The organism is Kribbella sp. NPDC003557 (genome assembly GCF_040610805.1).
Lineage (GTDB): Bacteria > Actinomycetota > Actinomycetes > Propionibacteriales > Kribbellaceae > Kribbella.
Genome location: NZ_JBEXMY010000001.1, coordinates 145,204 through 170,186, shown reverse-complemented (window position 1 = coordinate 170,186; position 24,983 = coordinate 145,204). Strand labels below are relative to the sequence as shown.

Here is a 24,983-nt window from a genome sequence, read left to right as displayed (position 1 = left end):
GATCAGTTCTCCTTCAGATCGACCGGCTGCCCGGAGCGGGCGGACTCGTAGACGGCGAGTACGGTCGCCAGCGACCGCCGCCCGGCCTCCAGCGTCACCGTCGGCGGACGGCCGTCGCGGACGGCGGCGATGAAGTCGCGGTACTGCGCGAGGTGCGCGAGCTCGGTCGGACCCCAGCCGTCCGGCCCTTCCAGCGCCGGCGCTTCGGGGGCCGCGGCATCCGCGGCGGCGAAGTACGCGAGCTCGTCGTCGTCCAGGACCGCCGTCCCTTGGTCGCCGTGGATCGTCAGCCGCACCGGACGGCCCGGGTACGCCGCCGTACTGGCGAGCATCAGGCCGATCGCGCCGCTCTCGAAGACGATCGACGCCCCGGCGAGATCCTCGACCTCGATGCCCTCGTGCGCGAGGCGTCCGGTCTGCGCGCTCACCCGGACCGGGCGGCCGAGCATCCAGACCAGCAGGTCGAGTGCGTGGATGCCCTGGTTCATCAGGGCGCCGCCGCCGTCGACCGCGAGGGTGCCGCGCCAGTCGTCGCCGTCGTAGTACGACTGCGGCCGGAAGAACGCGGACTCGGCGATCCCGGACGTCACGCGGCCGAGTGCGCCGCTGTCGATCGCGGCCCGGATCTGCGCGACCGGAGGCTGGAACCGGCGCTGGCTGATCACCGCGACGGTCAGGCCGGTCTCCCGGTGCGCGTCGATCAGCCGGTCCGCGGCGGCCAGCGTGATGTCGACCGGCTTCTCGACGACCACGTGCTTGCCCGCGCGCAGCGCCTCGACGGCGACGTCGGCGTGCAGTGCGCTGGGCAGGCAGATGCCGACCGCGTCGATCTCCTCGGCGGCGTAGGCCTCGGCCGGTGTCGCGTAGGCGTGACCGCCGTACTGCTCGACCAGTTGTCCGGCGCGGTCGAGATCCTTGTCCACGACGGCGGCCAGGACGGCTTCGTCGCCGAGGGCATCGATGAGGCGGGCGTGCACGGCGCCGATCACACCGGCACCGATCAGGGCGAAACGCATAGGACCTCTTTCAGTCGGTCGTCCAGGACAGAGGGGTTCCATCGGTTTCTGCTGACTGCTGGGCAAGCAGTGCGATCCGGGTGACGAGCAGGCTCCGCTCCGTCGTGATGTCCGGTTCGTTGCCCGCAGCAAGCGCCTGCAGGGGCAGCTCGGCGGGCCGGAAGCCGGCCGGCAGCGGTACGTCGTGCGGCTCCAGCTCGGTCGTCGTGAGCACGAGGCGGTTGCGCGCCCAGAGCAGCTCCGCGGTGCCTTCGGTGCCGACGAGCTTCATCCGGTAGTCACCGTGCACCGGCGAGCCGGCCGGATTCATCCAGTCCACCCCGGCGGTGATGACCGCACCCGGCCCGCTCAGCGTCGCCACGCCGTACGAGCTGTCCACGACGGCGCCGCTGACGGTCCCGCCGGTCAGGCCGGTGAAGAGCAGGGCGGCGTCGATGTCGTGGACCGCGAGATCGTTCAGGAGCCCGCCGTACCGCTCGCGCTCGAAGAACCAGGCCGGACGGGTCGGGCGGTTCAGCTTGTGCGGTCCGGACGACGTGACGCCGTGGATCGTGCCGAGCCGGCCCGCGATCCCGAGCGCGGCGAGGGTGACGGGGTAGTACCGCTTCTCGAGCAGCAGGGTCACGTGACGGCCGGTGCGGCGCGCGGCCGCGGCGATCGCGTCGAGGTCCTCGAGCGTCGTACACAGCGGCTTGTCCGCGATCACCTGGCAGCCGGCCTCGAGAGCATCGACCACCACCTGACCGCGGTCGCCGTAGATCCCGGCGACCATCACGACGTCGGGCTCGGTGTCGCGCAGCATCTGCCGGTGATCGGTGAAGACCTTGGCGTCGTACGGCGTGGCCCAGCGCTCGGCGGTCCCGGGCGACGGGTCCGCCACCGCGACCAGCTCGAACCCGGCGACCTGGTCGACCTCGGCGGTCGCATAGGCCACGTGCGGATGGGCGGCGCCGGCGATCGCGATTCGCGTCATAGCCGTGATTCCAGCATGCAACCGGTTGCACGTCAACGCGTCACGGCGTGGGTTTCGGCGTGGGTTGCGGTGTGGGTTGCGGAGCCGGCGCGGTCGTCGCGCGGGTGACCAGGTGGGTCGCGATCGTCACGCACCCGGCGCCCGGCTCGGTGGCCTCCAGCAGGTCGACGAGCAGCTTCGCGGCCGCCGTACCGGCGGTGGCCGCGCCGGCCGAGACGCTGGTCAGTGCGGGGGTGGTGAGCGGCGCGAGGGTGTCGTCGCAGCCGACCAGGCTGAAGTCCGCCGGCACCGAGATGCCGCGCACCTCGAGACCGGCCAGCACGCCCTGCGAGACCACGTCGTCGAACGCGATGGCCGCCGTCGCCCCGGACCGGACGAGCGCCGAGACCGAGTCCCGCCCGGCCGTGTACGTCGGCCGCCCGACCTCGATGATCTCGACCGTCAGCCCTGCCTTCGCGGACGTCTGGAGCAGCGTCTCCCGGCGCTGCTGGTCCGACCATGAGTCGCGCGGACCGGCCAGGTACGCGAGTCGCTCGTGGCCGAGCTTCTTCAGCAGCAGCACGGCCTCGGTCATCCCGCCCGACGAGTCGATCAGCACCCGTGGGATGCCGTCCAGGTCACGGTTCACCAGGACGACGGGACGGGTCGCGGCCAGACCGCGGATCAGCTCCTCGGACAGGCGCGGTGACGCGAGCACGAACCCCTCGACCTGCGGCGCGAGCCGGGCGATCAGCTTGGCCTCCCGCTCCGCCGACTCGTCGGAGTCGCCGAGGAACACCGCGAGATCGGCCGTCTCGGCGGCGAGCTGCAGGCTCCGCACCAGCGGCGGGAAGAACGGGTTCGCGATGTCCGGGACGACGACCGCGATGTTCCCGAACCGCCCGGTCGACAGCGCCCGCGCGGCCTGGTTCCCGACGTACCCGAGCCGGGCCGCGACCGCGCGGACGTGCTCGACGGTCTCCGGGCTGAGCAGCTGCGGCCTGGTGAAGGCCCGCGAGACCGTCGACCGCGACACCTCGGCGGCGGTCGCGACGTCGCGGATGGTGACCCCGGTACGTGTTGCCATGCGGCCACGATAATGCAACCGGTTGCATCACTTCACGATCTCGAACCGGAAGTTCAGGTTCTCGGCCGTGCGGAGCTTCAGCCGGGTCGGCTCGACACCGGGGCTGTCGTAGAAGCGGACGCCCTCGCCCAGCAGGACGGGGACGACGTGCAGGACGATCTCGTCGACCAGGCCGGCGTCGAGCGCCAGCCGGGGCACCGTGCCGCCGGTGACCACGAGGTCGCGGCCGGCCGCCGCCCGCAGCCCGTCCGCCACCACGTCGCGGATGTCACCCGAGACGTAGGTGAACTCCGGGATCGGGTTCGTCGCCGGGTCCTTGTGGGTGTAGATGAGGATCGGGCCGTGCCACGCCCCGCCGTACGGCCGGTTCTCGCCGACCACGTCGACCCGCTTGCCGCCGCACAGGAACGCGCCGCAGCTCGCGATCACTTCCGCGCCGAGAGCGGACGGCCCGCCGTCCGCGTGCGACGCCCAGTCGAGGTTGTCGTCGCGGTCGCCGATGAAGCCGTCGAGAGACATCGTCATGTGCCAGATCACTGTGCCGGTCATGGTCACCAGCGTGGCCCCGAGACGATTCATGCGTCCAATGCCAATTCGGCGGCGGATGGATAGATAGCATCGATACATGCTCGATCTCGTCCGGCTGCGGGTGCTGGCCGCGGTGGCCGCGCACGGTTCGGTGACCGCGGCTGCCGCGGCGCTGCACTACACGCAGCCCACCGTCAGCCATCACCTCGCCCGGCTGGAGGCCGCGACCGGGGCGAAGCTGGTCCAGAAGGCCGGCCGTGGCATCCGGCTCACCCCGGAAGGCGAGGTGCTCGCCCGCCGGGCCGCCGAGATCGTCGGTCGCGTCGACGCCGCCGACGCGGAGCTCGCCGCCCTCGTCGGCCTGCGCTCCGGCCGGGTGCGGGTCGGCGCGTTCACCTCGGCGCTCAGCGAACTCGTGCCGCCGGCCGCGGCCGAGCTCCGCCGTGAGTTCCCCGACCTGCGGCTCGAACTCACCGATGCCCACCCGCGGGTCGCCGTCCGGCAGTTGCGGGCGGGGGAGATCGATCTGGCGATCGTGTTCCGGTACGACGACGAGCAGCCGGACGACGGCATCCGCTACACGTACCTGCGCGACGACCCGATCCACCTGCTGAGCCGCCGGACCGGCGAAACCCTGACCGACCACCGTGACTCGGACTGGATCGCCGGCTGCGTGAACTGCCGTCGCGAGCTGCTGCGGCACTGCGCCGACGCCGGGTTCACGCCGCGGATCGCGTTCACCAGCGACGACGTGATCGTCAAGCAGGCGCTCGTCCGTGCCGGCCTCGGCGTCACCACCTCGCCCGCCCTGGCGCTGCGCTCGCACCTCGCCGACGGGGTGCAGTCCACCGAGCTGCCGGTCGTCCGGCGGATCCTGCTCGCGACGTACGGCGAACCGCCCGATCCGCCGGCCACAACAGCCTTCATTGCAGCCCTGAAACGAGTCACACTGGCCTGAGGACTCCGGTTGCAGGGCCGGGCGATAGGGCACTGGGTGAGCATGGTGGATGCCGAGCTGCGATATCTGCGGATCTGGCGGGCAGCCGTGGTGGTGCTGGCCGCGATCGGAGTGCTGACCTCGCTGGTGTTCGTCTCACCGGCGACCAACCTGGCGGCGTTCGTGGTCGCCGCGTTCACCACCGGGGCGGTCTTCCTCAGTATCGGTCTGGGCCGCGACCTGCCGTCCTCGGACCTGCTCCACGTGGTGCCCCGGGGAGCGGTGCTCGGTGGGCTGTGCCTGCTCGCGATCTGCGGGTACGCCGCGGCGACCGGTGCGCGCGCCGCGCTCCTGCTCCTGCTGATCGTCGGGGTCTCTCCGCCGGTCGTCGGCTGGTTGCGATCCGGCCGGGTGGAGCGGCCGGCCCGGGTGCTGCCGCGGCGGCCGATCCGGTTGCCCAAGGCATCGAACCGGCAGCTGAAGGCGGTCCGCGCCGACGCCGATCCGGCCGCGCAGTGGCCGATGCCGAAGTACCTGACCGCCGTCGTCCGCAGTGTCGGCGAGCTGAGCGACGAGGAGCTGTGCCTGGCCTGGCGGCGCAGCTTCAACCAGCTGCAGCGCGCGATGAGCGCGGACCGGCGCCAGGCCATGGTCGACGTACGGCGTGCCTATCTGGACGAACTCGAGCGCCGCCACCCCGACTCGTTCGCCACCTGGCTGGCGTCGAACCCGCGCGCCGCCGGCAACCCGGCCCGGTTCTTCACCCACCGCGCCGACCATTAGCCGAACGCTAGGCGAAGGTCGCCCGCAGGTCCGCCGCGATCAGCTCGACCGCGTGTCTCCCGGCGGACAGCGCCGCCGGAAAGTTCAGGAACGCGTGCATCGTGTCCGCGTACTCGACCAGCCGCGTCGGTACGCCGTCCTGCTCCAGGCGAGCGGCGTACGTGAGCGCGTCGTCGCGCAGCCAGTCCCGCCCGGCCGCGAGGACGAGCGCCGGCGGGAGTCCCGCAAGTGTCGCGGCCCGCAACGGTACGGCGCCCGGCGGGATGTCGCGCTCTCCGAAGTACCACTCGTGCCAGTCGGAGTGCGGATGTAGGTCCAGGACCGGGTAGCACAGGATCTGCCGGTCGGGGAGTGGCGCACCCGCGTCGCGTGCGAGCTGGCACGCACCGGCGGCCAGTGCGCCGCCCGCACTCTGGCCACCGACGGCGATCCGCCCGTCGCCGGCGACGTTCTCGCGGATCCAGGTGAGCGTGTCGCTGACGTCCTGGAGTCCCGCGGGACAGGGGTTCTCGGGTGCGAGGCGGTAGTTGAGCGAGACCACCGTGACGTTGCCGCCGACGGCGATCCCGGAGGTCGCGAACTCGATGTCCCGCAGGTCCCCGCCGACGAATCCACCGCCGTGCAACCAGAGCAGGACCGGGCGGGGCCGGGGCGACGGCCGGTAGATCCGGGCCTGCAGCGTCCGGCCGGGCAGCGCGATCGTGATGTCCTCGACGGCGGCCCGGGGGTCAGGGTCGCCGGCCACGGCCGCGTCGGGCAGCTCCTCCCGATCGAGCAGCAGCGCCTCGTACGGATCGAGATCCGGATGATCCGGCTGGTCGGCGAGCAGCTTCCGCAGCGCGTCGGTCTCGGGCCCGTACAGCGGGCTGTCGACGAGTTCGTGGGTCATGCGCTCACCAGCGCCAGGTGGCGGGCCGCGTGCGCGAACAGGATGCCGTCCGGTGTCGTCGACACGTACTCCGCCAGCGCCCCGATCCCGCCGTCGAAACCTGCACCCGTCGACGGATCGAGCCAGGTGCCGTCGTCGTACTGCGAGATCTCGTCGACGAGCGCGGCGCCGACGCCGCGGAACCGGTGCAGGACCAGTTCGGAGGAGATCCGCCGGCCCGCCTCGACGCCGCCGAGGTTCAGCGCGCGCCCGATCTCGGCGGTCTCCCAGCGCGGATCGAGGCTCCAGTGCAGCCGGCCCGCCCGGGCGTCGCGCAGGACGGCGAGTGTGATCTCGTCCCACATCAGCACGTGCGCGACCAGGTCGTGCAGCGAGTCGCAGAAGTCCCCGAGCGGCCCGGCGGTCACGTCGTACGGCGCGCGCAGCTCGGACTCGCTCAATCCTTCGGTCCGGCTCAGCAACAGGTCCTGGTCGCGCCGGATCAGCTCGGCCGCCTGGGCGGGGGTGGTCGTCGGTGTACGCATGCGGACAATCAACCAGCCCGGACGGGCCGGGCGCGGTCGATTGCGCGAACCTCTCAATCCACCGCGCGCTACGGTTACCAGTTGAATCGGACAGAGGGAGTGGGTTGTGAGGATCGGGATCGTCGGCGCGGGCGGGGTGGGCGGCTATTTCGGCGCGCGACTGGCAGCGGCCGGGCAGGACGTGGCGTTCGTCGCGCGCGGCAAGCACCTGGAAGCCGTCAACGCCGACGGGCTCGCGGTGCTGAGCCCGGCCGGTGACCTGCGGCTGCCGGTGCGGGCGACGAGCGATCCGGCGGAGATCGGTCCGGTGGACTACGTGCTGGTCTGCGTGAAGACGTGGCAGCTGCCCGACGCGATCGCCGCGATCCGGCCGCTGGTCGGTGCGGACACGGCGATCGTCACGGTGCAGAACGGCGTCGAGGCGCCCGACCAGGTCGCGGAGGTCTACGGCCAGGACGCCGTGCTCCCCGGTGCCGCCGAAGTGATCGCGTACGTCGAGAGCCCGGGCGTCATCCGGCATCTCGGCAACGGGAAGCTGAACTTCGGCGAATGGGACAACCAGGTCACGCCGCGGACCGATCGGCTGCGGGACGCGGTCGTCGCCGCGGGACTGCAGGCAAACGTCCCGGACGACATCTGGGCGGCGCTGTGGACCAAGTTCCTGTCCGTGGTCCCGGGCGGCGGCCTCGGGACGGCGACCGGCGCCGGGTACGGCGTGCTCCGCACCCACCCCGCCACCCGCCGGCTGCTCACCGAAGCGATCACCGAGATCCGCGACGTCGCACGCGCCCGCGGCATCCGGCTCGCCGCGGACGTCGTACCCCGGACGCTGGCCTGGATCGACCAGCTCCCCGCCGACGGCACCACGTCGCTCCAGCGCGACCTGATCGCCGGCCGGCCTTCCGAACTCGACGCCTGGACCGGCGCCGTCGTCCGCCTCGGCGGCGAAGCGGGCGTCCCGACCCCGGTCAACACCTTCCTGTTCGAGCTCGCCGGCGCGCGAGCACTTGCCGCCGGCCACTGAAAGTAGGCGATCCCGGCCCGCGCCGGGCGGTCAGTCCTCGGCGAGGCGCTGGAGGAGTCCTGCCAGGGTTTGTTGTTCGGCGGGGGTCAGGCGGGCGAGTTGGGTGACCATGACGTCGCGGCGTTTCTCGCGCAGGGTGGTCAGGATCTTGCGGCCGTCGGGTGTGAGGTCCACCAGGGTGGCGCGCCGGTCGTGTGGATCCGGCTGCCGCGCCACCAGGCCCGCCGCCTCCAGGTCGTCCACGACCGAGGTCGCGGACCGCGGCACGATCCCCAGCCGCGCCGCGAGCTCGCTCAGCCGCAGCGCCTCGCCCGCGTGATCGAGCGTCCGCAGCACCCGGAACTGCCCGTGCGTGACGCTCTCGCCGAACCCCTCCCGGGACGCCCGCCGCTGTCGGCGAACGATCCCGTCCAGCAGTCCGGCAATCTGCTCGGCCGCGTCCTCAGGCGCATGCATGAACAGAGCCTAGTGGTCCTTCTTCCCCGGAGGGGAACAAACCGGGATAGTTGTGAGTTTGACTCATAGTGAGTTAACCTCAGTATATCTTGGTCCCTGACTGGAAGGAATCGCATGTCGCAGATCTCCGGCTTTCCGGGCGGGGGAGGCGGCGGCGGGCGTGCGATGCGGTCGCTGTTGAAGGACTCCTCCGTCCGGCATCACAAACTGTCGGCGGGAACACTCCGCCGGATCCTCGGGTTCGCCCGTCCCTACCGCGGCTATCTGGCCGTCTTCCTGGTCCTGGTCGCGTTCGACGCCGGCACCGGCGCGGTCACCCCGCTGCTGTTCCGCGCGATCATCGACCGCGGCATCGTGCCGGGCCACGCCCAGGTCGTCGTCTGGCTCGCTCTCGTCGTCGCGCTGCTCGCGGTCGCGAACAGTGCGATCACCCTCGCCGAGCGCTGGTTCTCCGCGCGGATCGGCGAAGGGCTCGTCTACGACCTCCGCACCGCCGTGTTCGACCACGTCCAGCAACTGCCCGTCGCGTTCTTCAGCCGGACGCAGACCGGCGCGCTCATCCAGCGCCTGAACGGCGACGTCCTCGGCGCCCAGCAGGCGTTCACCTCCACGCTCTCCAATGTCGTCAGCAACCTGCTCAGCGTCGCGCTCGTGCTCGGCGCGATGTTCGTGATGTCGTGGCAGATCACACTGCTCGCGCTCGTCGTGCTGCCGCTGTTCGTCGTCCCCGCCCGGCTGCTCGCCGGGAAGTTGCGCGAGGCAACAGCGGAGACCTACAAGCTGAACGCCACCATGGCGCAGACCATGACCGAGCGCTTCAACGTCGCCGGTGCGGTGCTCGCCAAGGTGTTCGGCCGGACCGAGGACGCCTCCCGCGACTTCGCCGGCAAGGCCGCCCGGGTCCGCGACATCGGCGTCACCACGTCGATGTACGCCGGGGTCTTCCGCGTCTCGCTGACACTCGTCGCCGCCCTTGCGGTCGCGCTCGTGTACGGCGTCGGCGGGGTCTTCGCCGTCGAGGGGATGCTCGGGATCGGCACGGTCGTCGCGCTGACGGCGTACCTGAACCGGCTGTACGGCCCGCTGACCGCGCTGTCCAACATCCAGGTCGACGTGATGACCACGCTGGTCAGCTTCGAGCGCGTGCTCGAGGTGCTCGACCTGCCGCCGATGGTGGCCGACCGCAAGGATGCCAGGACGCTGCCGCCGACCGCGGAGCCGTCGATCGAGTTCGACCACGTGTCCTTCCACTACCCGTCCGCCGAGGAGGTGTCGCTCGCCTCGCTCGAGTCGGTCGCAACACTCTCGGCCGAGACCGGTGAAGAGGTGCTGAAGGACGTCACGTTCACCGTCGAGCCGGGGCAACTGGTCGCCGTGGTCGGCCCGTCCGGCGCCGGCAAGTCCACGCTGTCGTCGCTCGTCTCCCGGATGTACGACGCCACCGGCGGCGCGGTCCTGGTCGGCGGTCACGACGTACGGGAGGTCACGCAGACCTCGCTGCGCGCGGCGATCGGAGTGGTCACGCAGGACTCGCACATGTATCACGACACGATCCGCGCCAACCTGCAGCTGGCCCGCCCGGACGCCAGCGACGACGAGCTGCACGCGGCGCTCGGGGCGGCGCAGATCGCGGCCCTCGTCGACAGCCTCCCGGACGGTCTGGACACCGTGGTCGGCGACCGCGGCTACCGGTTGTCCGGCGGCGAACGGCAGCGCCTGGCGATCGCCCGGCTGCTGCTGAAGTCGCCGTCGATCGTGATCCTCGACGAGGCAACCGCGCACCTTGACTCCGAGTCCGAGGCCGCCGTCCAGACCGCGCTCGCGAACGCGCTGGTCGGCCGGACGTCACTCGTCATCGCGCACCGCCTGTCGACGATCCGCAACGCCGACGTCATCCTCGTCCTCGACGACGGCCGCATCCAGGAGCGCGGCACGCACGACGAACTGCTCGCCCGGGGCGGGCTGTACGCCGATCTCTACGCGACCCAGTTCGCCGAGGCGGCCTGACGGTGACCTGACTGTGGCTTGACCACCAGCCGGACCCCAGGTCGCGTAGCGATCCGCGGGCGGGGGAGGATCTCCCGTATGAGAGATCGGATGACTGCGGCCGCCACGGAGCTCACCTACGACGCTCCCGCGGCGGACTGGCTGGCGGCGCTGCCGCTGGGGAACGGCCGGATCGGCGCGATGTGGTTCGGCGGCACCGAGCACGACCGGATCGCGCTGAACGACGAGACGCTGTGGTCGGGCAGTCCCGAGACGACCCGCCGGCTCGCGACACCGGCCGGCGAGGTCGGCGCGGCCGCGGTCGAGCGACTCCGAGCCGCGCTGGCCAGGGGCGACGTCCGCGCGGCCGAGGAGCTCGCGCACGTGTTCCACAGCGGTCACTCGCAGGCGTACCTGCCGCTCGGCGACCTGCTGCTGGACCACCGGCCGGCCGGTGCCGTCACGAACTACCGGCGGCGGCTCGACCTGGACACCGCGGTCGCGCGGGCCGAGTACGAAGTGGACGGCGCGGAGGTCTGGCAGGAGGTCTTCGTCAGCGCGCCGGCCCAGGCATTGATCCTACGTCTGGGCGCCGCGCGACCGCTCACGGTGACGCTCAGCCTCACCTCGCAGCTCCGCTCGACCACCGAAGCCGTCGGCGACAACGGGCTGGCACTGCTCGCCACCTGCCCGTCGTCGGTGGCCCCGCCGCACGGCGACGCCGCCGACCCGATCCAGTACTCCGACGGCGACGACCGGGGAATGAACGCGGCCGTCGTACTGCGGGCGCACACCGACGGAACCATCACGGCGACCGATGACGCGCTGACCGTCAGCGACGCGACCGAGCTGTACGTCGTGCTCTCCACAGCCACGGGCTACGAAGGACCGCTCGTCGCGCCGACCCACACCCGCGAGGAGTGTCGCGAGGCCGCCGACTCCGCCGTCCGCGCCGCTCTCGCCCGCGGCACCGAAGCGAGCGAAGAGCACGTCGCCGACTACCAGGGCCTGTTCCGGCGTTCGGTCCTCACGCTGCCCTCGGCCGTCGACCTGACCACGGACCAGCGGCTGATGACCGCGGGCGACGATCCCGGCCTGGCCGCGCTGATCTACAACTTCGGGCGCTACCTGATGATCTCCAGCTCCCGCCCCGGCGGCCTGCCGACCAACCTGCAGGGGATCTGGAACGAGTACCTGCAACCGCCGTGGAGCAGCAACTACACGGTCAACATCAACACCGAGATGAACTACTGGCCGGCCGAGACCACGTCGCTGTCCGAGTGCCACGAGCCCCTCCTCACGTACGTCGCGAACCTGGCCGAAGCGGGACGTCGTACGGCCGAGAACCTCTACGGTGCCAAGGGCTGGACAGCGCACCACAACGCCGACGCCTGGTGCTGGACCGCGCCCGTCGACGGCAACCCGAAGTGGTCGAACTGGCCGATGGCCGGCGTCTGGCTGTGCCGTCACCTGTGGGACCACTACGCGTTCACCGGCGATCGCGAGTACCTCCGCGACGCCTGGCCGGTGCTGCGCGGGGCCGCCGAGTTCTGCCTCGACTGGCTGTTCGAACTCCCGGACGGCACGCTGGGGACCGCGCCGTCGACGTCGCCGGAGAACGAGTACGTCGGCGCCGACGGCGAGTCCGCGTCGGTCACGACCTCGTCGACGATGGACCTGTCGCTGATCGCGGACCTGTTCGACCGCTGCGCGCAGACCGCGACCGCGCTCGATCTGACCGACCCGCTCGTCGAGGACCTGATGGCCGCCCGCAAGCGCATCCCCGACCCGCGGATCGGCAGCCGCGGACAGCTGCAGGAGTGGCTGACGGACTTCGCCGAGGCCGAGCCGCAGCACCGCCACACGTCCCACCTGATCGGCCTGCACCCCGGTGACCAGATCACTCCGGACGGTACGCCGGAGCTCGCCGCGGCCGCCGCCCGCACGCTGGAGCTGCGGGGCGACAAGAGCACCGGCTGGTCGCTGGCCTGGCGGATCTCGTTGTGGGCAAGGCTTCGCGACGGCGCGGCCGCACACCGCCTGGTCCGTGAGCTGCTGACTCCGGCATCCGATTCGGTCACCGACTACGTGGGTGACGGCTCCGGCCTGTATGCGAACCTGTTCTGCGCGCATCCGCCGTTCCAGATCGACGGGAACTTCGGCGCGACCGCCGGGATCGCGGAGATGCTGCTGCAGAGCCACACCGGTGAGCTGGAGATCTTCCCCGCGCTGCCGGACGCCTGGCCGGAGGGCGCGATCACCGGCCTGCGCGCCCGCGGCGGCGTGCGCGTCGACCTCACCTGGTCCCCGGACGCGGCCCACGCCGTACTGACCGCCGATCGGGGCACCACCGTCACCCTTCGCCACGGCGAGCGCCGCGAGGAGGTGTCTCTCACCGCGGGGGTCCCGTACACCTGGACAATTGCCGGATGAGCTTCGTCATCGGCGTCGACATCGGTACCGGCAGCACGAAGGCTGTCCTGAGCACGCTCGACGGGGAGGTCGTGGCGGTCGCCCGCCGCGACCACGCCCCGAGCCTGCCGCAGCCGGGCTGGGCCGAGATGGACGCCGAACGCGACTGGTGGGGCGACGTCGTCGAGGTGCTCGCCGAGCTGGACACGACGGATGTCGCGGCCGTCTGCGTCTCCGGTCTCGGGCCGTGCGTCGTCCAGACCGACGACGACCTGCGGCCGCGCCGCCCGGCGATCCTGTACGGCGTCGACACCCGCTCGACCCGCGAGATCGCCGAGATCACCGACCGGCTCGGCGCGGACGCGATCCTCGAACGATGCGGGAAAGACCTGTCCAGCCAGGCGATCGGGCCCAAGCTGGCCTGGTTGCGGCGGCACGCCGGTGACGCGTGGCGGCCGCAGGACCGCTGGTTCAGCGCACACACGTACGTCGTCGCGCGGCTGACCGGTGAATGGGTGCTCGACCACCACACGGCCAGCCAGTGCGACCCGTTCTACGACGTCCGCCGGCAGGACTGGGCGACCGACTGGGTGGAAGCCGTGCTGCCAGGTCTCGCGCTGCCGCGTCTGGTGTGGCCGTCCGACCAGGTGGGCGTCGTACGGTGGGACGCCGCGGAGCGGACCGGCCTGCCCGAGGGCACCCCGGTCGTCGCAGGGACCGTCGATGCGTGGGCCGAGGCGTTCAGTGTCGGTGTACGACGGCCGGGCGACCTGATGCTGATGTACGGCTCGACGATGTTCTTCGTCCAAGTGCTGCCCGGCCCGACGAGCGTGCGCGGTCTGTGGACGACGTCCGGGGTCGAACGCGGGTCACACACGCTGGCCGCCGGGATGGCCACCTCCGGGACGGTGACGACCTGGCTGCAGGACCTGACCGGCGGTGCGCCGTTCGAGACATTGCTCGAGGAAGCGGCCGCCGTCCCCGCGGGCAGCGAGGGACTCGTCCTGCTGCCGTACTTCAGCGGCGAGCGGACCCCGATCTACGACCCACTGGCCCGCGGCGTGATCGCCGGCCTCACGCTCCGGCACGGCCGCGGTCATCTGCTGCGCGCGGCGTACGAAGGCATCGCCTGCGGGGTGCGGCAGATCCTGGACATCTTCGGGCCGGCCGACCGGATCGTCGCCGTCGGCGGCGGAACGCAGGGCGGCCTGTGGGCGCAGATCGTCAGCGATGTCGCCGGGATCGAGCAGGTCGTTCCCCGGCAGACGATCGGGGCGTCGTACGGCGATGCGCTGCTGGCCGCGATCGGGATCGGCGCGGTCCCACCGGACACCGACTGGACCAGACCGGATCACGTGGTGGCGCCCGATCCGGCGACGGCATCGACGTACGCGAGTCTGTTGCAGACCTTCACCGAGCTGTACCCGGCGACGCGGGAGCAGGTCCATCGGCTGGCGCGGAGCGCGCTCTAGGTCAGGTCGCGGACGTGCAGGACGGCGCCGCTGTCGAGGTCGCGGTCGAGCAAGGACCAGATGGACCGCGCCACCGTCTCGGGTTTGGAGAGTTGCCCGAGCGCCTGCATCTCGCGGAAGCGGCTCGACACCGGGACCTCGAGCGGACTGGCCGCGCGCAGTTCGGCCTGCATGGCGGTGTCGACCGAGCCGGGTGACACCGAGACGACCCGGCAGCCGGGAGTGCGGTGCTGTTGCTCGAGTCCGACCGTGCGGACCCATTGGTCGATCGCCGCCTTGCCCGCGCAGTAGCTGGACTCGCCCTCGTGCGGCCGGCTCGCGGCACCCGACGACACCATGATCAGGTGCTGTTCACAGTCCCGGCCGGACACCGCGCTCAGGAACGAGTGGCCGAGCACCTGCGCGGCCGCCGAGTTCAGCAGCACGTTACGGGTGTATTGCTCGGTGTCGACATGATCCGCCGAGCCGAGCGGCGTCAGCGTCCCGGCGTTGTGGATGAAGACCACCAGTTCCGGCTGACTGGCCTCGACCCGCTGCCGGAAGTCCTTGTCGACGACCGGCCAGGAGTCCGGATCGGCGAGATCCACCGCGACGTGGTGCGCCGCCCCCGGCGTACCGCCGCGGCGGGAGATGTCGATCAGCTCCGCGCTCTCGAACGGGATCGTCGCGGCCAGGGCGGCGCCGAGCCCCGCCGAGGCGCCAGAGATCCACACCAGAATCCGCCGTAGCGGCGTCATCGGCTTCTCGTCCCCGAGCGCAGGCAAAAATCCAGCATCATGCAGTTCCCCCCCTGCAGCCCCATCCACCCCTTGCTAGAGGCAGCGTACGTCCTGCTCCCCGGAATCCGAACCCCCGTCGGCGTTTCTCACCGCTTGCGACCGGCCGGTCGCCCGCAGCGCCTGCCGGCGAACGCTCAGCGGGCTCTCAGGGAATTGTTGCCAAGAGCATCGACCAGGGTGACGTTCGCGGCACGCCGGGCGGCCGCGGTGGGATCCGCGGCCGCGCGGGCGTACCACTGCGCCGGAAAGGGCTCAGAACCAGCTCAGGACTCGTTGTCCCGAAGGTCGTCGTTCTGGCCGTCGAGGTTGTCCAGCTGGTCCCGGGCCATGTCGGTGCCCTGGTCGATCTTGTCGCCGTACTTGCCGCCGGTCTTCTCGTCGGCGAAGTCACCGGCCTTGTCCAGGCCCTCGTCGACCTTGTCGCCGTGCTCGTCGACCAGGTCGCCGGCCTTGTCCTTCATGTTGTCGAACATACCCATCGTGGTTTCCCCGTTCTCTCGATGGTTGCCTTCCACTACCCAGCCGCCATTACCCGATCGCCCGGATCCCACACGCCGGGGGCCGCAACACCGTGGTCATCGCGGCGAAACCTGCGAAGTAGTTGAAGATGACATAACAGGGCTGACAGGTTGCCGCCACGACCGGGAGGGGACTCGTGAGTCTCAGTCAGCCGACCGACGCCGAACTGGATGTGATGATCCGGGCGCGTCTGGCCTCCATCGGAATCGATCTCGAGCAGTTGCCGGCCGGGAGCGTGCCGGATCCGGACACCGGCAGTCCGGGCCGCGACTCCGTGCTCGCAAGCCTTCGGAGCTTCATGCGCACCACCGTGCTGCCGTTGAGTTCGTACAGCTTCGCCGCGGACGCACGGCTCGCCCAGCAGGCCGCGCCGCCGAAGCTCTACCCGTCCATCGACGTCGCCCGGGAGGCCTGATGAGCGCGCCCCAGGACAGCCAGGTCGACCGGCGGTCGTTCCTGCACCGCGCGAGTGCGCTGGCCGCCGCCACCGCGATCGGATCGGTGGCGCTGCCAACGGTCGCGCACGCCGCGCCGGCGCCGTCCCGCACGGCGTCGCTGGTCGACGTACCGGCTCGGTCCACGGATCTCAGCGAGTTGACGATCGCCGAAGCCGCCACCTTGATCCGCAAGGGAAAGCTGAAGCCCGAACAGCTCGTGGAGATCTGCCTGGACAGGATCAAGGCGTTCGACCCCACTTACCAGGCGTTCAACTTGGTGCTCGCCGACGAGGCACTCGCGCGGGCCCGTGCGCTCGGCCGGACCCGCGGCGGTGCGCTGCACGGCATCCCGTTGGCGATCAAGGACAACTACTACACGCGTGGCGTCACCACGACCGCCAACTCGTACCTGTTCGCCGACTTCGTGCCGCCGTACGACGCGACCGCCGTACGGCGGCTGACCGCGGCCGGCGGGATCGTGCTCGGCAAGACCCAGATGGGGCCGCTGGCAACCACCCGGGCGACGACGCCCGACGGGCGGATCACGACCGTGAACGCGTGGACGCCGAACGACCCCGGCACCGATCCCGGCGGCTCGTCGTCCGGCTCGGCGACCGCCGTCGCGGCCCGGCTGGCGACGTCGGCGGTCGGGACCCAGACCGGCGGCTCGATCACCGCCCCGTCGAACGCGCAGAACCTGACCGGCCTGAAGCCCACGATGGGCCGGGTCTCGCTGCACGGCATCGTGCCGCTGAGCTACACCCGCGACCATCCGGGACCGCTGGCGCGGGACGCGATGGATGCCGCGATCATGCTGACCGCGATGGCCGGCGAGGACCCGGAAGACCCTAGAACACAGGGGCTTCCGCCGGTGCCGGACCTGGTGGCTGCGGCGACGCCGGTACGGCAGGGCCGAAGCGTCCGGGCGCGCTGGCGGACCCGGATCGGTGTGATCCCCGGGTTCACCAGCGGTACGTCGGAGACCGCGGCGGCGCGCACGGCCGCACTCGGCGTCCTTGAGGGGATCGACGGCCTGTCGGTCGTCGATGTGACGATGCCGGACGAGTGGGACCTGCTGACGAACGCGGCCTTCAACAACGTCCGCCTTCCCGAGCGGAGCGAGCCGTTCCTGCCGATGCTGCGGTCGGACCTCCGAGGCTTCGGGGTCTCCGTGACGGGCTGGCTGCAGGGCGCGCTGCTCGGAGCGAACGAGTTCCTGATCGGTCAGCGCGCCAAGGTGTTGCTGCTGGAGCGGGTCCTCGACGACCTGTTCGAGCAGTGTGACGTCGTGGTGCAGACCTCCCCGACACCGTTCGACGCGCTCGGCCTTCCCGAGTTGGCGCTGCCGATCGGCTTCACCACGACCGGCGTACCGATCGGGACGATCCTCGGCGGCAAGCCGTTCGGCGAGGAGCGTCTGCTCGCCGTCGCCGCGGCGTACCAGGCCGTCACCGACTGGCATCACCGCCGGCCCGCGGATCCGTCCGCGGCCCGGGTCGCGGCTCGTTCCGCCGCGACGCCGGACCGCGGCCGCATCCGCGCCGAGGAGGTTTCGGACCTCATGCAGTGAACGGATTCCGGTCCTTGCCGAGGGCCGGGAGGACCGTTCCCGCGAACGTCGCGTAGAGGTGCCGCTGGAACATCGGGCCGAAGCTGACCCGGGCGGCGCCCCGCGCGGCGTAGTCCGCGACGGAGTTCGCGCCCTGCCCGTAGCTGACGTTCACCGGGCCGTCGATCTGTGTCGTCAGTGTTGCGATCACGTCGAGGTCGGTGACGCCGATCGGGTAGACGCAGTCCGCGCCCGCGGTCAGGTAGCGATCGCCCCGTTCGAGGGCGCTGTCCACCTGCTCGCCCGCCGTACCGGCCCGGCGGAGGAAGGTGTCGATCCGGGCGTTGATCACCAGCGCGTCGCCGGCAGCGGCCCGCACGGCGCCCAGGAAGTCCGCCTGCGCAGCGGGATCGATCATCGCGCCGGTCGCCGGGTCGGAGTCCTCCAGGTTGAGTCCGACGGCTCCGGTCGCGACGAAACGCTCCACGAGCTCGGCCGGAGCCAGCCGGTAGCCGCGTTCGAAGTCGACCGTGACCGGCACGCACACCGACCGCGCGATCCGCGTGGCGGCCGCCAGTACGTCGTCGACCGGCGCGTGCTCGCCGTCGTCGTACCCGAGGACCGCGGCCGTCGCGTTGCTGCTGGTCGCGACCGCGGCGAAGCCGGCCTCCTCGACCAGACGGGCCGATGCCGCGTCCCAGGCGTTCGGGACGACGAGTGGTGTGCCGGGAACGTGCAGCTTCCGCAGGGTTGTTGCTGACGACATCAAGATCTCCCATGAATCAGGGGCAGCCCGAAGGCCGGGAACAAAGCAGGTTGGTGGAACGCGAGCACGGCCGTGATCGCGTCCTCGGTGCAGGTCAGGACCTTGATCGAGTGCGCGTGGAACTGGTCGTCCGTGCCGCGGATGTAGAGCGCGAACGCGGGCTGCCCGTTCGCCGAGGTCTCGACCAGGACACGTCGGCCCGGGCCCGGCCGCAGCTTCGAGTCGAGCAGCCGCAGGACGTCGGTACGCCCGCTGAACCAGGTCAGGATCGGCGGCATCTCCCACCGCGCGTCCGCGCTGAACAGCCCTTCCAGCACGACGAGATCCTTGCTCTCCATCGCCGCCTGGAACTGGTCGAGCAAGGCCCGTCGTACCGGCTCGTGCGGCTCACTCAGGTCGTCCTCCCGCGGCCGCAGCCGGGCGAGCTCGGCCCGCGCCCGCTGCAGCGAGCTGTTCACCGCGGCGGTCGTTGTGTCGAGCAACGACGCGACCTCAGCGGCCGGCCAGGTGAGCACCTCGCGCAGGATCAGTACGGCGCGTTGCCGCGGCGGCAGGTGCTGCATCGCGGCGACCATCGCCAGCCGCAGGCTCGCGCGGTCGCCGACCACCGTCGCCGGGTCGGCGCCGAGCAACCGGTCCGGGAACGGCTCCAGCCACGGCACCTCCAGCGCCTGGCCGTGCAGCTCGTCCGGATCGTTGCCGGGGGCGCCCAGCGCCGACGGGACGACCCGCCGGCTGCTGTGCTGCAGGAGGTTCAGGCACACGTTGGTGGCGATCCGGTACAGCCAGGTCCGGACCGACGACCGGTGCTCGAAGTCCGCGTGACCACGCCAGGCGCGCAGGTACGTCTCCTGGACGGCGTCCTCGGCGTCGTGCAGCGACCCGAGCATCCGGTAGCAGTGCGCCACCAGCTCACCCCGGTACTGCGCGAACTCCTCCTCGAGGTTCATCGGACTCCTTCCGCCACCTTCTCCGGCACGACTTCGGCGCTGCGGCGGGCGGCGACGGCCAGCCCCGAGACGGCCCCGAGCAACGACAGTACGCCGCACCCCGCGAGCGCCCGGGCGAAGCCGTCACCGGTGTAGCCGCCCGCGGCGGTGAACACCGAACCGAGCACGGCCACCCCGGCCGCGCCGCCGAGCTGCCGGTTCATGCTGTAGATCCCAGACGCGATGCCGACCGCCTCCCGGGGCAGCGCGGCCATCGCCGCACTCTGCGCCGCGGGCATCGCGAGTGAGATCCCGCAACCGGTGACGATCAGCGGCACGATCAGCTCCCCGTAGTGGTCGGTGCCGCGACTGACCCAGAACATGCCCGCGGTCTGCAGCGCCATACCGATCACCACCAGCGGGCGCTCGCCGACGCGGTCGACCAGCCGGCCGGCGATCGGGCCGACCACGAACAAGGTCGCGGTCCACGGCAGGAGTTGCAGGCCGGCCTTCAACGGCGCCGATCCGAGCGCGGCCTGCATGTACTGCGACAGGAAGAAGACCGCGCTGAACAACGCCGCGCTGAGGAAGAAGCCGGCCGAGTTCGCGGCGGTGAACGTGCGGTTCCGGAAGAACGCGAGCGGCACCATCGCGTGGTCCGTCCGCCGCTCCCACCACGCGAACGCCGCCAGCATCACCAGCCCGGCCGCGAACGCGCCGAGGACCTCGGCACTCGTCCAGCCGGCCGGCTCGCCGCGCACCGTACCCCAGACCAGGCCGAGCACGGCGAGGCTGATCAGCACCGCGCCGACGAGATCGAGCCGTCGCGCCGGGCCGGTGCTCTCCGGGATCTTGGTCAGCACCAGCACGATCGCGACTACGCCGATCGGCACGTTGATCCAGAAGATCCACTGCCACGACAGCCCCTCGGTGACCGCGCCGCCGATCAGCGGCCCACCGAGGACGGCGATCCCGGTCACGCCGCTGAACACGCCGATCGCCCGGCCACGCCGCTCCGGCGGGAACGCCGCCCCGAGCAGCCCCATCGCCAGCGGCATCACCATCGCCGCGCCGACCCCCTGCACGGCCCGGGCCGCGATCAGCAACGGCAAGGACGAGGCCAGCGCGCACGCGACGGACGCGGCGGTGAACACGGCCAGCCCCGCGGCGTACGTCCGTCGCCGGCCCAGACGGTCACCGATCGCGGCGGCCGTCATCAGAAGCATCGCAAAACTCAGCCCGTAGGCGTTGACCGTCCACTCCAGCTGCGCGGCCGACGCCCCGAACTCCCCCCGGATCGTGGTCAACGCCGCAGCCACCACCAGAACGTCCAACGCCACCACAACGGAGCCGACCGAGGCCAGCCCGAGTACCCATTTCTGCTCAGCAGTCTCTTTCACACCTCTACAGACCGCCGCCGAACCCCGAACTCATCGGTCCGATGAAGACGGGTATCCGCTCAGGTCGGTCAGCGGCGCACGCGGTAGCGCAGGTGAAGCACGCGGTTGCCCTGAAGCACGTCGGGATCCTCGAGCAGGTGCTGCCCGTCGACCGGCCCGAAGTAGCGCTTGCCGGACCCGAGCACCACGGGTACGACGTCCATGCGCACCTCGTCGACCAGGCCCGCGGCAAGCGCCTGCCCACCGACGTCACCGGCAGCGACCTCGACGATGCGGTCACCGGCGAGCTCCTGCGCTTTGGTAACGGCTGCCTCGACCCCGTCGACGAAGTGGAACGGCGCCTCGGGGTCCCAGCCCTCCGGTGCCGGGCGGTGCGTCACGACGACCACGTGGTCGACCCCGGCCGGCGGCTCCCCGTCCCAGCCGTCCGTCAGGTCGAAGACGTGGCGGCCGGCGATCGTCACTCCGATCTGGTCCCAGTACGCGCGGGTGTAGTCGTAGGACACCTGCGACACCTTCACCACGCCGCTCTCGTCCAACGGCACGTCGCCGCTGGTCAGCCAGTCGAACAGCGGTCCGGGCTGGTCATTCTCGTCCGCGATGAAGCCGTCCACCGACACCGAGCTGTACATGACCACCTTGCCCACGGGGACCTCCTCTGCTTTGGTTTCTCCAAAATTAGCGTCCCGTGGCGTGCCGCTCTTGTAAGAAATCAATCGGCCGGCAGCGGCCAGCCGTCCAGCGCGTGACCGGGATGCTCGCGCAGGAACCGCCGCCGGACTTCGAGGTACCGGCTCGGCGTGAGCCCGGTGAACGCCCGGAACTCGTGGCCGAAATGGGCCTGGTCGAAGTACCCCGCGCGAGCGGCGAGGTCACCCCAGTCGACCGGTCCGGCGGGGTCGATCGCGAACACCGTCGCCGTGAAGCGGTACGTGCGGGCCAGCCGCTTCGGTGTGACGCCGATGAGCTCCTTGAACCGCTGCGCCAGATGAGTACTGCTGACCCCGGCCGCCACACTCAGGTCGCCGATCGCCACCGCCCCGCCGGCCCCTGCGATCACCTTGCTCGTATGACGGACCAGCCCCAGCCCGGCGGTCTCACACAGCCGCCGCATCAGCTCCTCCTCGAGCAGCGTCAGCATCTCCTGCGGCCCGCCCGCCGACGCCAGCCGGTCCCGCAGCTCAGCGACAGCGCGCCGACCCCATACCTGCTCGAGCGTCACCGGCCGATCACACAACTCAGCCGCAGGCACCGACATGAACGGCGCCAACCCCCACGGCTTCAAGTGCACACCGACGGACCGGGTCCAGGCCGGGTAGCTGAACTCGAACGCGCCCGTAGGCATGCTGACCACACACCCGTCCGCATACTCGCCCATCTCGACCTCCGCCCCGGCCCGAATCCGGAACGGCGCCCCAAGATTGACGATCAACAACGCCGACGGACTCGGCGGCAACATCAGCCGCGCATACGGCGCCGCGCCTTCCAGGTAGTAGAGATCATCAACCACCCCACCCAACGGCGACCGAGGCACCCTGGACACATACTCCATCCCCCCAGCATCGCCGAAATCCCACCACCACCGCAGCGCCGACGGCGGGCTCTCCGCCTGCCGCGGACCGAACCCATCCACGTCAGCCGAGCTGTCTCTCTTGTGAGGGCGATTCAGAAGGCTCAAGCAGGCCTTTCAGACAAGAGACTGACAGGAGCTTGTGAGTGGTCGCCGGCTCCGGCGGTCACCCCTTCCGCCCGCTTCAAGAAGGTTCCCACCGTCTCCTGACGCACCGCAGCACGACAGCCTCCTGCCCGCAGGTCCGCGGGCAGAAGGTCGTCGTGTTTGTCCGACCTCAGCCGATGGCTGCGAAGTCGACCGCTTGCCGGAGCACAGCCACGTCGGCCCGCCACCGCGACCGATCGGCGCTGCCCCCCACCCCGCCCTCCTCGGCCGCCCACAGCACGCCCTCGACGACCTCGGCGCCCTCGCTGGCCTCGGCGGGTTCGGCGGGTTCGGCGGGCTCAGCCTCCCGCGAGCGCGTCCCGCGGCCGGCCGGCTGGGCGTCCGGCGGTGCCGTACGGCGTGGCTGGGTGTCCGGCAGTGCCGTACGGCGTGGCCGGGTGTCCGGCGATGCCATACCGCCTGGCTCAGCGCCCGGCGATGCCGTACCGCCTGGCTCAGCGCCATGGGACGCCGTACCGCGTGGCTGGGCGTCTTGCGGCGCCGTACGACGTGGCTGTGCGTCCGGCGGTGCTGTACGACGTGGCTGAGCCTCCGGCTGTGCAGTACGGCGTGGCTCAGCGCCCGCCCATGCCGTACGACGTGACTGAGCGTCCGGTGCAGTACGACGTGGCTGGGCGTCCTGCGGCGCCGTACCGGGTGGCTGGGTGTCCGGCGGTGCCGTACGGCGTGGCTGAGCCTCCGGCGGGGCCGTACCGCGGGGTCGGGTATCCGGTGGGGTCGGGTGTTGTGCTGGGGTGACGGTGGGCGGGGGTTCGGCCCAGGTGGGGCGGGTGACGTGGACGGCGCCGTTGGTGATGGTGATGTGCCAGTGGCCGCGGTGGACGTCGGTGTGGTGGCGGCGGCAGAGCAGGGCCAGGTTGGAGATTTTGGTGTCGCCGCCGTCGATCCAGGAGAGCAGGTGGTGGGCGTCGCACATGATCGGCGGGGCACCGCAGACCACGCAGCCGCGGTCGCGGGCGTCCAGGGCGCGCCGCATCGCCTTGGTGACCAGGCGTTCGCGGCGCCCGACGTCGAGGGGTTCGGAGTTCGAGCCGAGCACCAGCGGGATGATGTTCGCGTCACAGGCCAGCCGCCGGATCGTGGCCGCGGACAGTCCGCCGCTGTAGACGGTGCGCCCGATCGCGTCCGCGGTCGCGGCCTTCAGGTCTTCGAAGTCGATCGTGACGGTGATGGTCGCCTTCGCGCCGTACCCGGCCACCTGGCGATCCTTCCCCACGCTGCCGGCATTGCCCACTCCGCCAGCCCTGCCCGCTCCGCCCGTACTGCCAGCACTGGCAGCGCTGCCCGTACTGCCAGCACTGCCCGTGTTATCCGTACTGCCCACGCTGCCCGGGGCGGTCGTGGCCGCCGCCGTAGGTCCGGTGGGTGCTGCGGTTGCTGCGGTGGTTGTGGTGGGTCGCGTGGTGTCCCATGCGGCGGCGGCGATGCTGAGGGCGGTGGACAGGGCGTCGGCCTGGCGTTTGTCGCGGGGTCTCGGGTCGGGTTCGCCGTCGACGGTCTTGTGCGGGCGGGCGCCGGCGTGCACGACGGCGCGCAGGAGTTCGGCGTTCTCGCATGCCAGGAACCCGGTGAGCTTCACCCCGTTGTCCGCGGCCGACAGTGTCAGGGACTCCCGGGCGTAGGCCTTATGTTCTTCGGGCTCCGGACCGTCGGAGTCCAGCAGGTCGGCGATCTCCTTCGCGGCGGTGCGCAGTTCGCCGGGTGACAGGTGGCCGGCGAGCCCGACCAGCTGTTCCGCGGCCGCGTCCAGGTGCTCCACCGGGACCCGGGACCTCACCCGGTCGAGTCCGAACACGATCGCGGCCGCCTGCGCCGGACGCAGCAACCACCCACCGTCTCCGCTCACGTCCGATCCGCCGTCCGCGGATTCACTGTCGTCCGACCCGCTGTCGTCGGACTGGTTGGTGTCGGGTGCGGCGGTGGTGGCCGAGGAGGCGGTGCGTTCGAGGGCGGTGGACACGGTCGGGTAGTGGGTGGCGGATTGGGTGAGGCGGAGGGTGCGGCGGGCGGTCGGTGCGTCCAGGCGGTAGCGGAAGCGCAGGAGTTCGGCGGTGTCGCGGGCTCCGAGTTCTTCGGCGTACCCGGTGGTTTCGATGGCGGCGATGACGCTCAGCCGGTAGGACTCCAGGCGGGCGAGCTCGGACTCGAGCGTGTCGAGGGTGGACAGCAGTTCGCTGCCGCCCATCGACCACGCCGGCCGCCCGCCAAGAGGTTCCATGTCCTCGACACTAGACGGTGCCACCGACAGTTTCCGAGCCGGAATCTCCTTATTTTGTGGGCTTTTCGTGGGCCCACACCCCAGTAAACACCTTCGCATCCTGCAGGCTGGGCGTCCTCCGCCGCGTACGGCGGCATCCGCTCCGTCCGCTGCACCATGCACACCAACCCAGCTACGCTCCGCACTCCGCCGACCTGCTACGGGACGAGAACGCAGGCTGTCGGGCGCACTGCCGTCGGAGCGCTGCGGCTACCACCTCCGAGTCTTCAATCCGCTTGAAGATGTCGACGTCTCAGCTGCCTCGTCGGCGGGCGAACTGTATGTTCCGGCCTTGTCGAGCTCTCGCTGGAGAAGTTCGGCGGCTGACCGCGCGGTTCCCGGTCGCGCGAAGGTCCCGCTGACCAGCACGTCGTGGTTGGTGAACACGCTGGTCAACTCGGGTTCGTGCAGGCAGAGCACTTGATCGAGCGGCGGCACGATCAGCCGGTAGATCCGAGACCGTCTGGATACCGTCGGCTGACTGACATTGTCCAGGTCCGCCAGGACCGTCTGAGGCACGCTCTACCGCAGATACTCCAGTAC

General features: G+C 71.1%; 23 protein-coding genes. 8 read left to right on the top strand and 15 right to left on the bottom strand.

Annotated elements, in window-relative coordinates; all coding sequences use genetic code 11:
* Positions 1–2 precede the first annotated feature (2 nt).
* Genes ABZW60_RS00770 through ABZW60_RS00755 form a run of 4 tightly spaced genes read right to left on the bottom strand, consistent with a single transcriptional unit; the run spans position 3 to position 3,634 of the window.
* On the bottom strand, positions 3–1,016 hold the full coding sequence (locus tag ABZW60_RS00770) for a Gfo/Idh/MocA family oxidoreductase (protein ID WP_355472606.1): 1,014 nt from the start codon (positions 1,014–1,016) through the stop codon (positions 3–5).
* A gap of 10 nt (positions 1,017–1,026) precedes the next feature.
* Entirely contained in the window at positions 1,027–1,989 is a 963-nt protein-coding gene (locus ABZW60_RS00765) for a Gfo/Idh/MocA family oxidoreductase (RefSeq protein ID WP_355472604.1), read from the bottom strand.
* Between the two features lie 40 nt (positions 1,990–2,029).
* Complete coding sequence (locus tag ABZW60_RS00760) at positions 2,030–3,055, bottom strand: LacI family DNA-binding transcriptional regulator (RefSeq protein ID WP_355472602.1); 1,026 nt, start codon at positions 3,053–3,055, stop codon at positions 2,030–2,032.
* Positions 3,056–3,082: 27 nt separating this feature from the next.
* Entirely contained in the window at positions 3,083–3,634 is a 552-nt protein-coding gene (locus ABZW60_RS00755; protein WP_355472600.1) for a dihydrofolate reductase family protein, read from the bottom strand.
* A 46-nt stretch (positions 3,635–3,680) separates the two neighbouring features.
* Between ABZW60_RS00755 and ABZW60_RS00750 the strand changes: the two genes are divergently transcribed.
* On the top strand, positions 3,681–4,541 hold the full coding sequence (locus ABZW60_RS00750; RefSeq protein WP_355472599.1) for a LysR family transcriptional regulator: 861 nt from the start codon (positions 3,681–3,683) through the stop codon (positions 4,539–4,541).
* Positions 4,542–4,577: 36 nt separating this feature from the next.
* On the top strand, positions 4,578–5,303 hold the full coding sequence (locus ABZW60_RS00745) for a hypothetical protein (protein WP_355472597.1): 726 nt from the start codon (positions 4,578–4,580) through the stop codon (positions 5,301–5,303).
* 7 nt (positions 5,304–5,310) lie between these two features.
* Here ABZW60_RS00745 and ABZW60_RS00740 read toward each other — a convergent pair whose 3' ends face one another.
* Together ABZW60_RS00740 and ABZW60_RS00735 are read right to left on the bottom strand one after the other, a co-directional pair.
* Complete coding sequence (locus tag ABZW60_RS00740) at positions 5,311–6,192, bottom strand: alpha/beta hydrolase fold domain-containing protein (RefSeq protein ID WP_355472595.1); 882 nt, start codon at positions 6,190–6,192, stop codon at positions 5,311–5,313.
* Positions 6,189–6,716 (bottom strand): hypothetical protein, encoded by a 528-nt coding sequence (locus ABZW60_RS00735; protein ID WP_355472593.1) that lies wholly within the window; start codon positions 6,714–6,716, stop codon positions 6,189–6,191. The genes ABZW60_RS00740 and ABZW60_RS00735 overlap by 4 nt, the downstream gene beginning before the upstream one ends.
* Before the next feature lie 106 nt (positions 6,717–6,822).
* Here ABZW60_RS00735 and ABZW60_RS00730 point away from each other — a divergent pair, with 106 nt between their 5' ends.
* On the top strand, positions 6,823–7,740 hold the full coding sequence (locus ABZW60_RS00730) for a 2-dehydropantoate 2-reductase (protein WP_355472591.1): 918 nt from the start codon (positions 6,823–6,825) through the stop codon (positions 7,738–7,740).
* A 30-nt stretch (positions 7,741–7,770) separates the two neighbouring features.
* Here ABZW60_RS00730 and ABZW60_RS00725 read toward each other — a convergent pair whose 3' ends face one another.
* Positions 7,771–8,196: a MarR family transcriptional regulator gene (locus tag ABZW60_RS00725; protein WP_355472589.1), complete on the bottom strand. Its 426-nt coding sequence runs from the start codon at positions 8,194–8,196 to the stop codon at positions 7,771–7,773.
* Between the two features lie 114 nt (positions 8,197–8,310).
* On the opposite strand from ABZW60_RS00725, the gene ABZW60_RS00720 reads away from it, so the two are divergent.
* The 3 genes from ABZW60_RS00720 (at position 8,311) to ABZW60_RS00710 (ending at position 14,066) form a co-directional block, all read left to right on the top strand.
* Positions 8,311–10,203 (top strand): ABC transporter ATP-binding protein, encoded by a 1,893-nt coding sequence (locus ABZW60_RS00720; protein WP_355472587.1) that lies wholly within the window; start codon positions 8,311–8,313, stop codon positions 10,201–10,203.
* Positions 10,204–10,281: 78 nt separating this feature from the next.
* Positions 10,282–12,615 (top strand): glycoside hydrolase family 95 protein, encoded by a 2,334-nt coding sequence (locus tag ABZW60_RS00715; RefSeq protein ID WP_355472585.1) that lies wholly within the window; start codon positions 10,282–10,284, stop codon positions 12,613–12,615.
* Positions 12,612–14,066 (top strand): FGGY-family carbohydrate kinase, encoded by a 1,455-nt coding sequence (locus ABZW60_RS00710; RefSeq protein ID WP_355472583.1) that lies wholly within the window; start codon positions 12,612–12,614, stop codon positions 14,064–14,066. The genes ABZW60_RS00715 and ABZW60_RS00710 overlap by 4 nt, the downstream gene beginning before the upstream one ends.
* On the opposite strand, the gene ABZW60_RS00705 is transcribed toward ABZW60_RS00710, so the two are convergent.
* Entirely contained in the window at positions 14,063–14,830 is a 768-nt protein-coding gene (locus ABZW60_RS00705) for an SDR family NAD(P)-dependent oxidoreductase (RefSeq protein ID WP_355472581.1), read from the bottom strand. The genes ABZW60_RS00710 and ABZW60_RS00705 overlap by 4 nt on opposite strands.
* Before the next feature lie 278 nt (positions 14,831–15,108).
* Positions 15,109–15,324 carry an antitoxin gene (locus tag ABZW60_RS00700; RefSeq protein ID WP_355472579.1) on the bottom strand — a complete coding sequence of 72 codons (216 nt, stop codon included), beginning with the start codon at positions 15,322–15,324 and terminating at the stop codon, positions 15,109–15,111.
* A 176-nt stretch (positions 15,325–15,500) separates the two neighbouring features.
* Here ABZW60_RS00700 and ABZW60_RS00695 point away from each other — a divergent pair, with 176 nt between their 5' ends.
* Positions 15,501–15,779, top strand: coding sequence for a hypothetical protein (locus ABZW60_RS00695; RefSeq protein ID WP_355472578.1), 279 nt, complete (start codon positions 15,501–15,503; stop codon positions 15,777–15,779).
* Positions 15,779–17,371, top strand: a complete 1,593-nt coding sequence (locus ABZW60_RS00690; protein ID WP_355472576.1) for an amidase — start codon at positions 15,779–15,781, stop codon at positions 17,369–17,371. Before ABZW60_RS00695 ends, ABZW60_RS00690 begins: the two co-directional genes overlap by 1 nt.
* On the opposite strand, the gene ABZW60_RS00685 is transcribed toward ABZW60_RS00690, so the two are convergent.
* The 6 genes from ABZW60_RS00685 to ABZW60_RS00660 all read right to left on the bottom strand — a co-directional run bounded on the left by ABZW60_RS00685 (position 17,361) and on the right by ABZW60_RS00660 (position 24,401).
* Positions 17,361–18,116, bottom strand: coding sequence for an isocitrate lyase/phosphoenolpyruvate mutase family protein (locus ABZW60_RS00685; protein ID WP_355472574.1), 756 nt, complete (start codon positions 18,114–18,116; stop codon positions 17,361–17,363). The two genes, ABZW60_RS00690 and ABZW60_RS00685, sit on opposite strands and share 11 nt — an antisense overlap.
* On the bottom strand, positions 18,116–19,066 hold the full coding sequence (locus ABZW60_RS00680) for a sigma-70 family RNA polymerase sigma factor (protein ID WP_355472572.1): 951 nt from the start codon (positions 19,064–19,066) through the stop codon (positions 18,116–18,118). Before ABZW60_RS00680 ends, ABZW60_RS00685 begins: the two co-directional genes overlap by 1 nt.
* Positions 19,063–20,445 (bottom strand): DHA2 family efflux MFS transporter permease subunit, encoded by a 1,383-nt coding sequence (locus ABZW60_RS00675; RefSeq protein WP_355472570.1) that lies wholly within the window; start codon positions 20,443–20,445, stop codon positions 19,063–19,065. The genes ABZW60_RS00680 and ABZW60_RS00675 overlap by 4 nt, the downstream gene beginning before the upstream one ends.
* A gap of 68 nt (positions 20,446–20,513) precedes the next feature.
* Entirely contained in the window at positions 20,514–21,092 is a 579-nt protein-coding gene (locus ABZW60_RS00670; RefSeq protein ID WP_355472568.1) for a dihydrofolate reductase family protein, read from the bottom strand.
* Positions 21,093–21,157: 65 nt separating this feature from the next.
* The gene (locus tag ABZW60_RS00665; RefSeq protein ID WP_355472566.1) at positions 21,158–21,997 is read right to left on the bottom strand and encodes a helix-turn-helix domain-containing protein; all 840 of its coding nucleotides are present in this window, start codon (positions 21,995–21,997) and stop codon (positions 21,158–21,160) included.
* 295 nt (positions 21,998–22,292) lie between these two features.
* On the bottom strand, positions 22,293–24,401 hold the full coding sequence (locus ABZW60_RS00660; protein ID WP_355472564.1) for a DUF222 domain-containing protein: 2,109 nt from the start codon (positions 24,399–24,401) through the stop codon (positions 22,293–22,295).
* Between the last annotated feature and the right edge of the window lie 582 nt (positions 24,402–24,983).

What these genes read in the sequence shown, in the direction of transcription:
- ABZW60_RS00680 (WP_355472572.1), bottom strand. Translation starts at nt 19,066, where the DNA reads ATGAACCTCGAGGAGGAGTTCGCGCAGTACCGGGGTGAGCTGGTGGCG.
- ABZW60_RS00740 (WP_355472595.1), bottom strand. Translation starts at nt 6,192, where the DNA reads ATGACCCACGAACTCGTCGACAGCCCGCTGTACGGGCCCGAGACCGAC.
- ABZW60_RS00765 (WP_355472604.1), bottom strand. Translation starts at nt 1,989, where the DNA reads ATGACGCGAATCGCGATCGCCGGCGCCGCCCATCCGCACGTGGCCTAT.
- ABZW60_RS00725 (WP_355472589.1), bottom strand. Translation starts at nt 8,196, where the DNA reads ATGCATGCGCCTGAGGACGCGGCCGAGCAGATTGCCGGACTGCTGGAC.
- ABZW60_RS00665 (WP_355472566.1), bottom strand. Translation starts at nt 21,997, where the DNA reads ATGGAGTATGTGTCCAGGGTGCCTCGGTCGCCGTTGGGTGGGGTGGTT.
- ABZW60_RS00685 (WP_355472574.1), bottom strand. Translation starts at nt 18,116, where the DNA reads ATGTCGTCAGCAACAACCCTGCGGAAGCTGCACGTTCCCGGCACACCA.
- ABZW60_RS00755 (WP_355472600.1), bottom strand. Translation starts at nt 3,634, where the DNA reads ATGAATCGTCTCGGGGCCACGCTGGTGACCATGACCGGCACAGTGATC.
- ABZW60_RS00715 (WP_355472585.1), top strand. Translation starts at nt 10,282, where the DNA reads ATGAGAGATCGGATGACTGCGGCCGCCACGGAGCTCACCTACGACGCT.
- ABZW60_RS00720 (WP_355472587.1), top strand. Translation starts at nt 8,311, where the DNA reads ATGTCGCAGATCTCCGGCTTTCCGGGCGGGGGAGGCGGCGGCGGGCGT.
- ABZW60_RS00750 (WP_355472599.1), top strand. Translation starts at nt 3,681, where the DNA reads ATGCTCGATCTCGTCCGGCTGCGGGTGCTGGCCGCGGTGGCCGCGCAC.
- ABZW60_RS00735 (WP_355472593.1), bottom strand. Translation starts at nt 6,716, where the DNA reads ATGCGTACACCGACGACCACCCCCGCCCAGGCGGCCGAGCTGATCCGG.
- ABZW60_RS00710 (WP_355472583.1), top strand. Translation starts at nt 12,612, where the DNA reads ATGAGCTTCGTCATCGGCGTCGACATCGGTACCGGCAGCACGAAGGCT.
- ABZW60_RS00760 (WP_355472602.1), bottom strand. Translation starts at nt 3,055, where the DNA reads ATGGCAACACGTACCGGGGTCACCATCCGCGACGTCGCGACCGCCGCC.
- ABZW60_RS00700 (WP_355472579.1), bottom strand. Translation starts at nt 15,324, where the DNA reads ATGGGTATGTTCGACAACATGAAGGACAAGGCCGGCGACCTGGTCGAC.
- ABZW60_RS00660 (WP_355472564.1), bottom strand. Translation starts at nt 24,401, where the DNA reads ATGGAACCTCTTGGCGGGCGGCCGGCGTGGTCGATGGGCGGCAGCGAA.
- ABZW60_RS00690 (WP_355472576.1), top strand. Translation starts at nt 15,779, where the DNA reads ATGAGCGCGCCCCAGGACAGCCAGGTCGACCGGCGGTCGTTCCTGCAC.
- ABZW60_RS00770 (WP_355472606.1), bottom strand. Translation starts at nt 1,016, where the DNA reads ATGCGTTTCGCCCTGATCGGTGCCGGTGTGATCGGCGCCGTGCACGCC.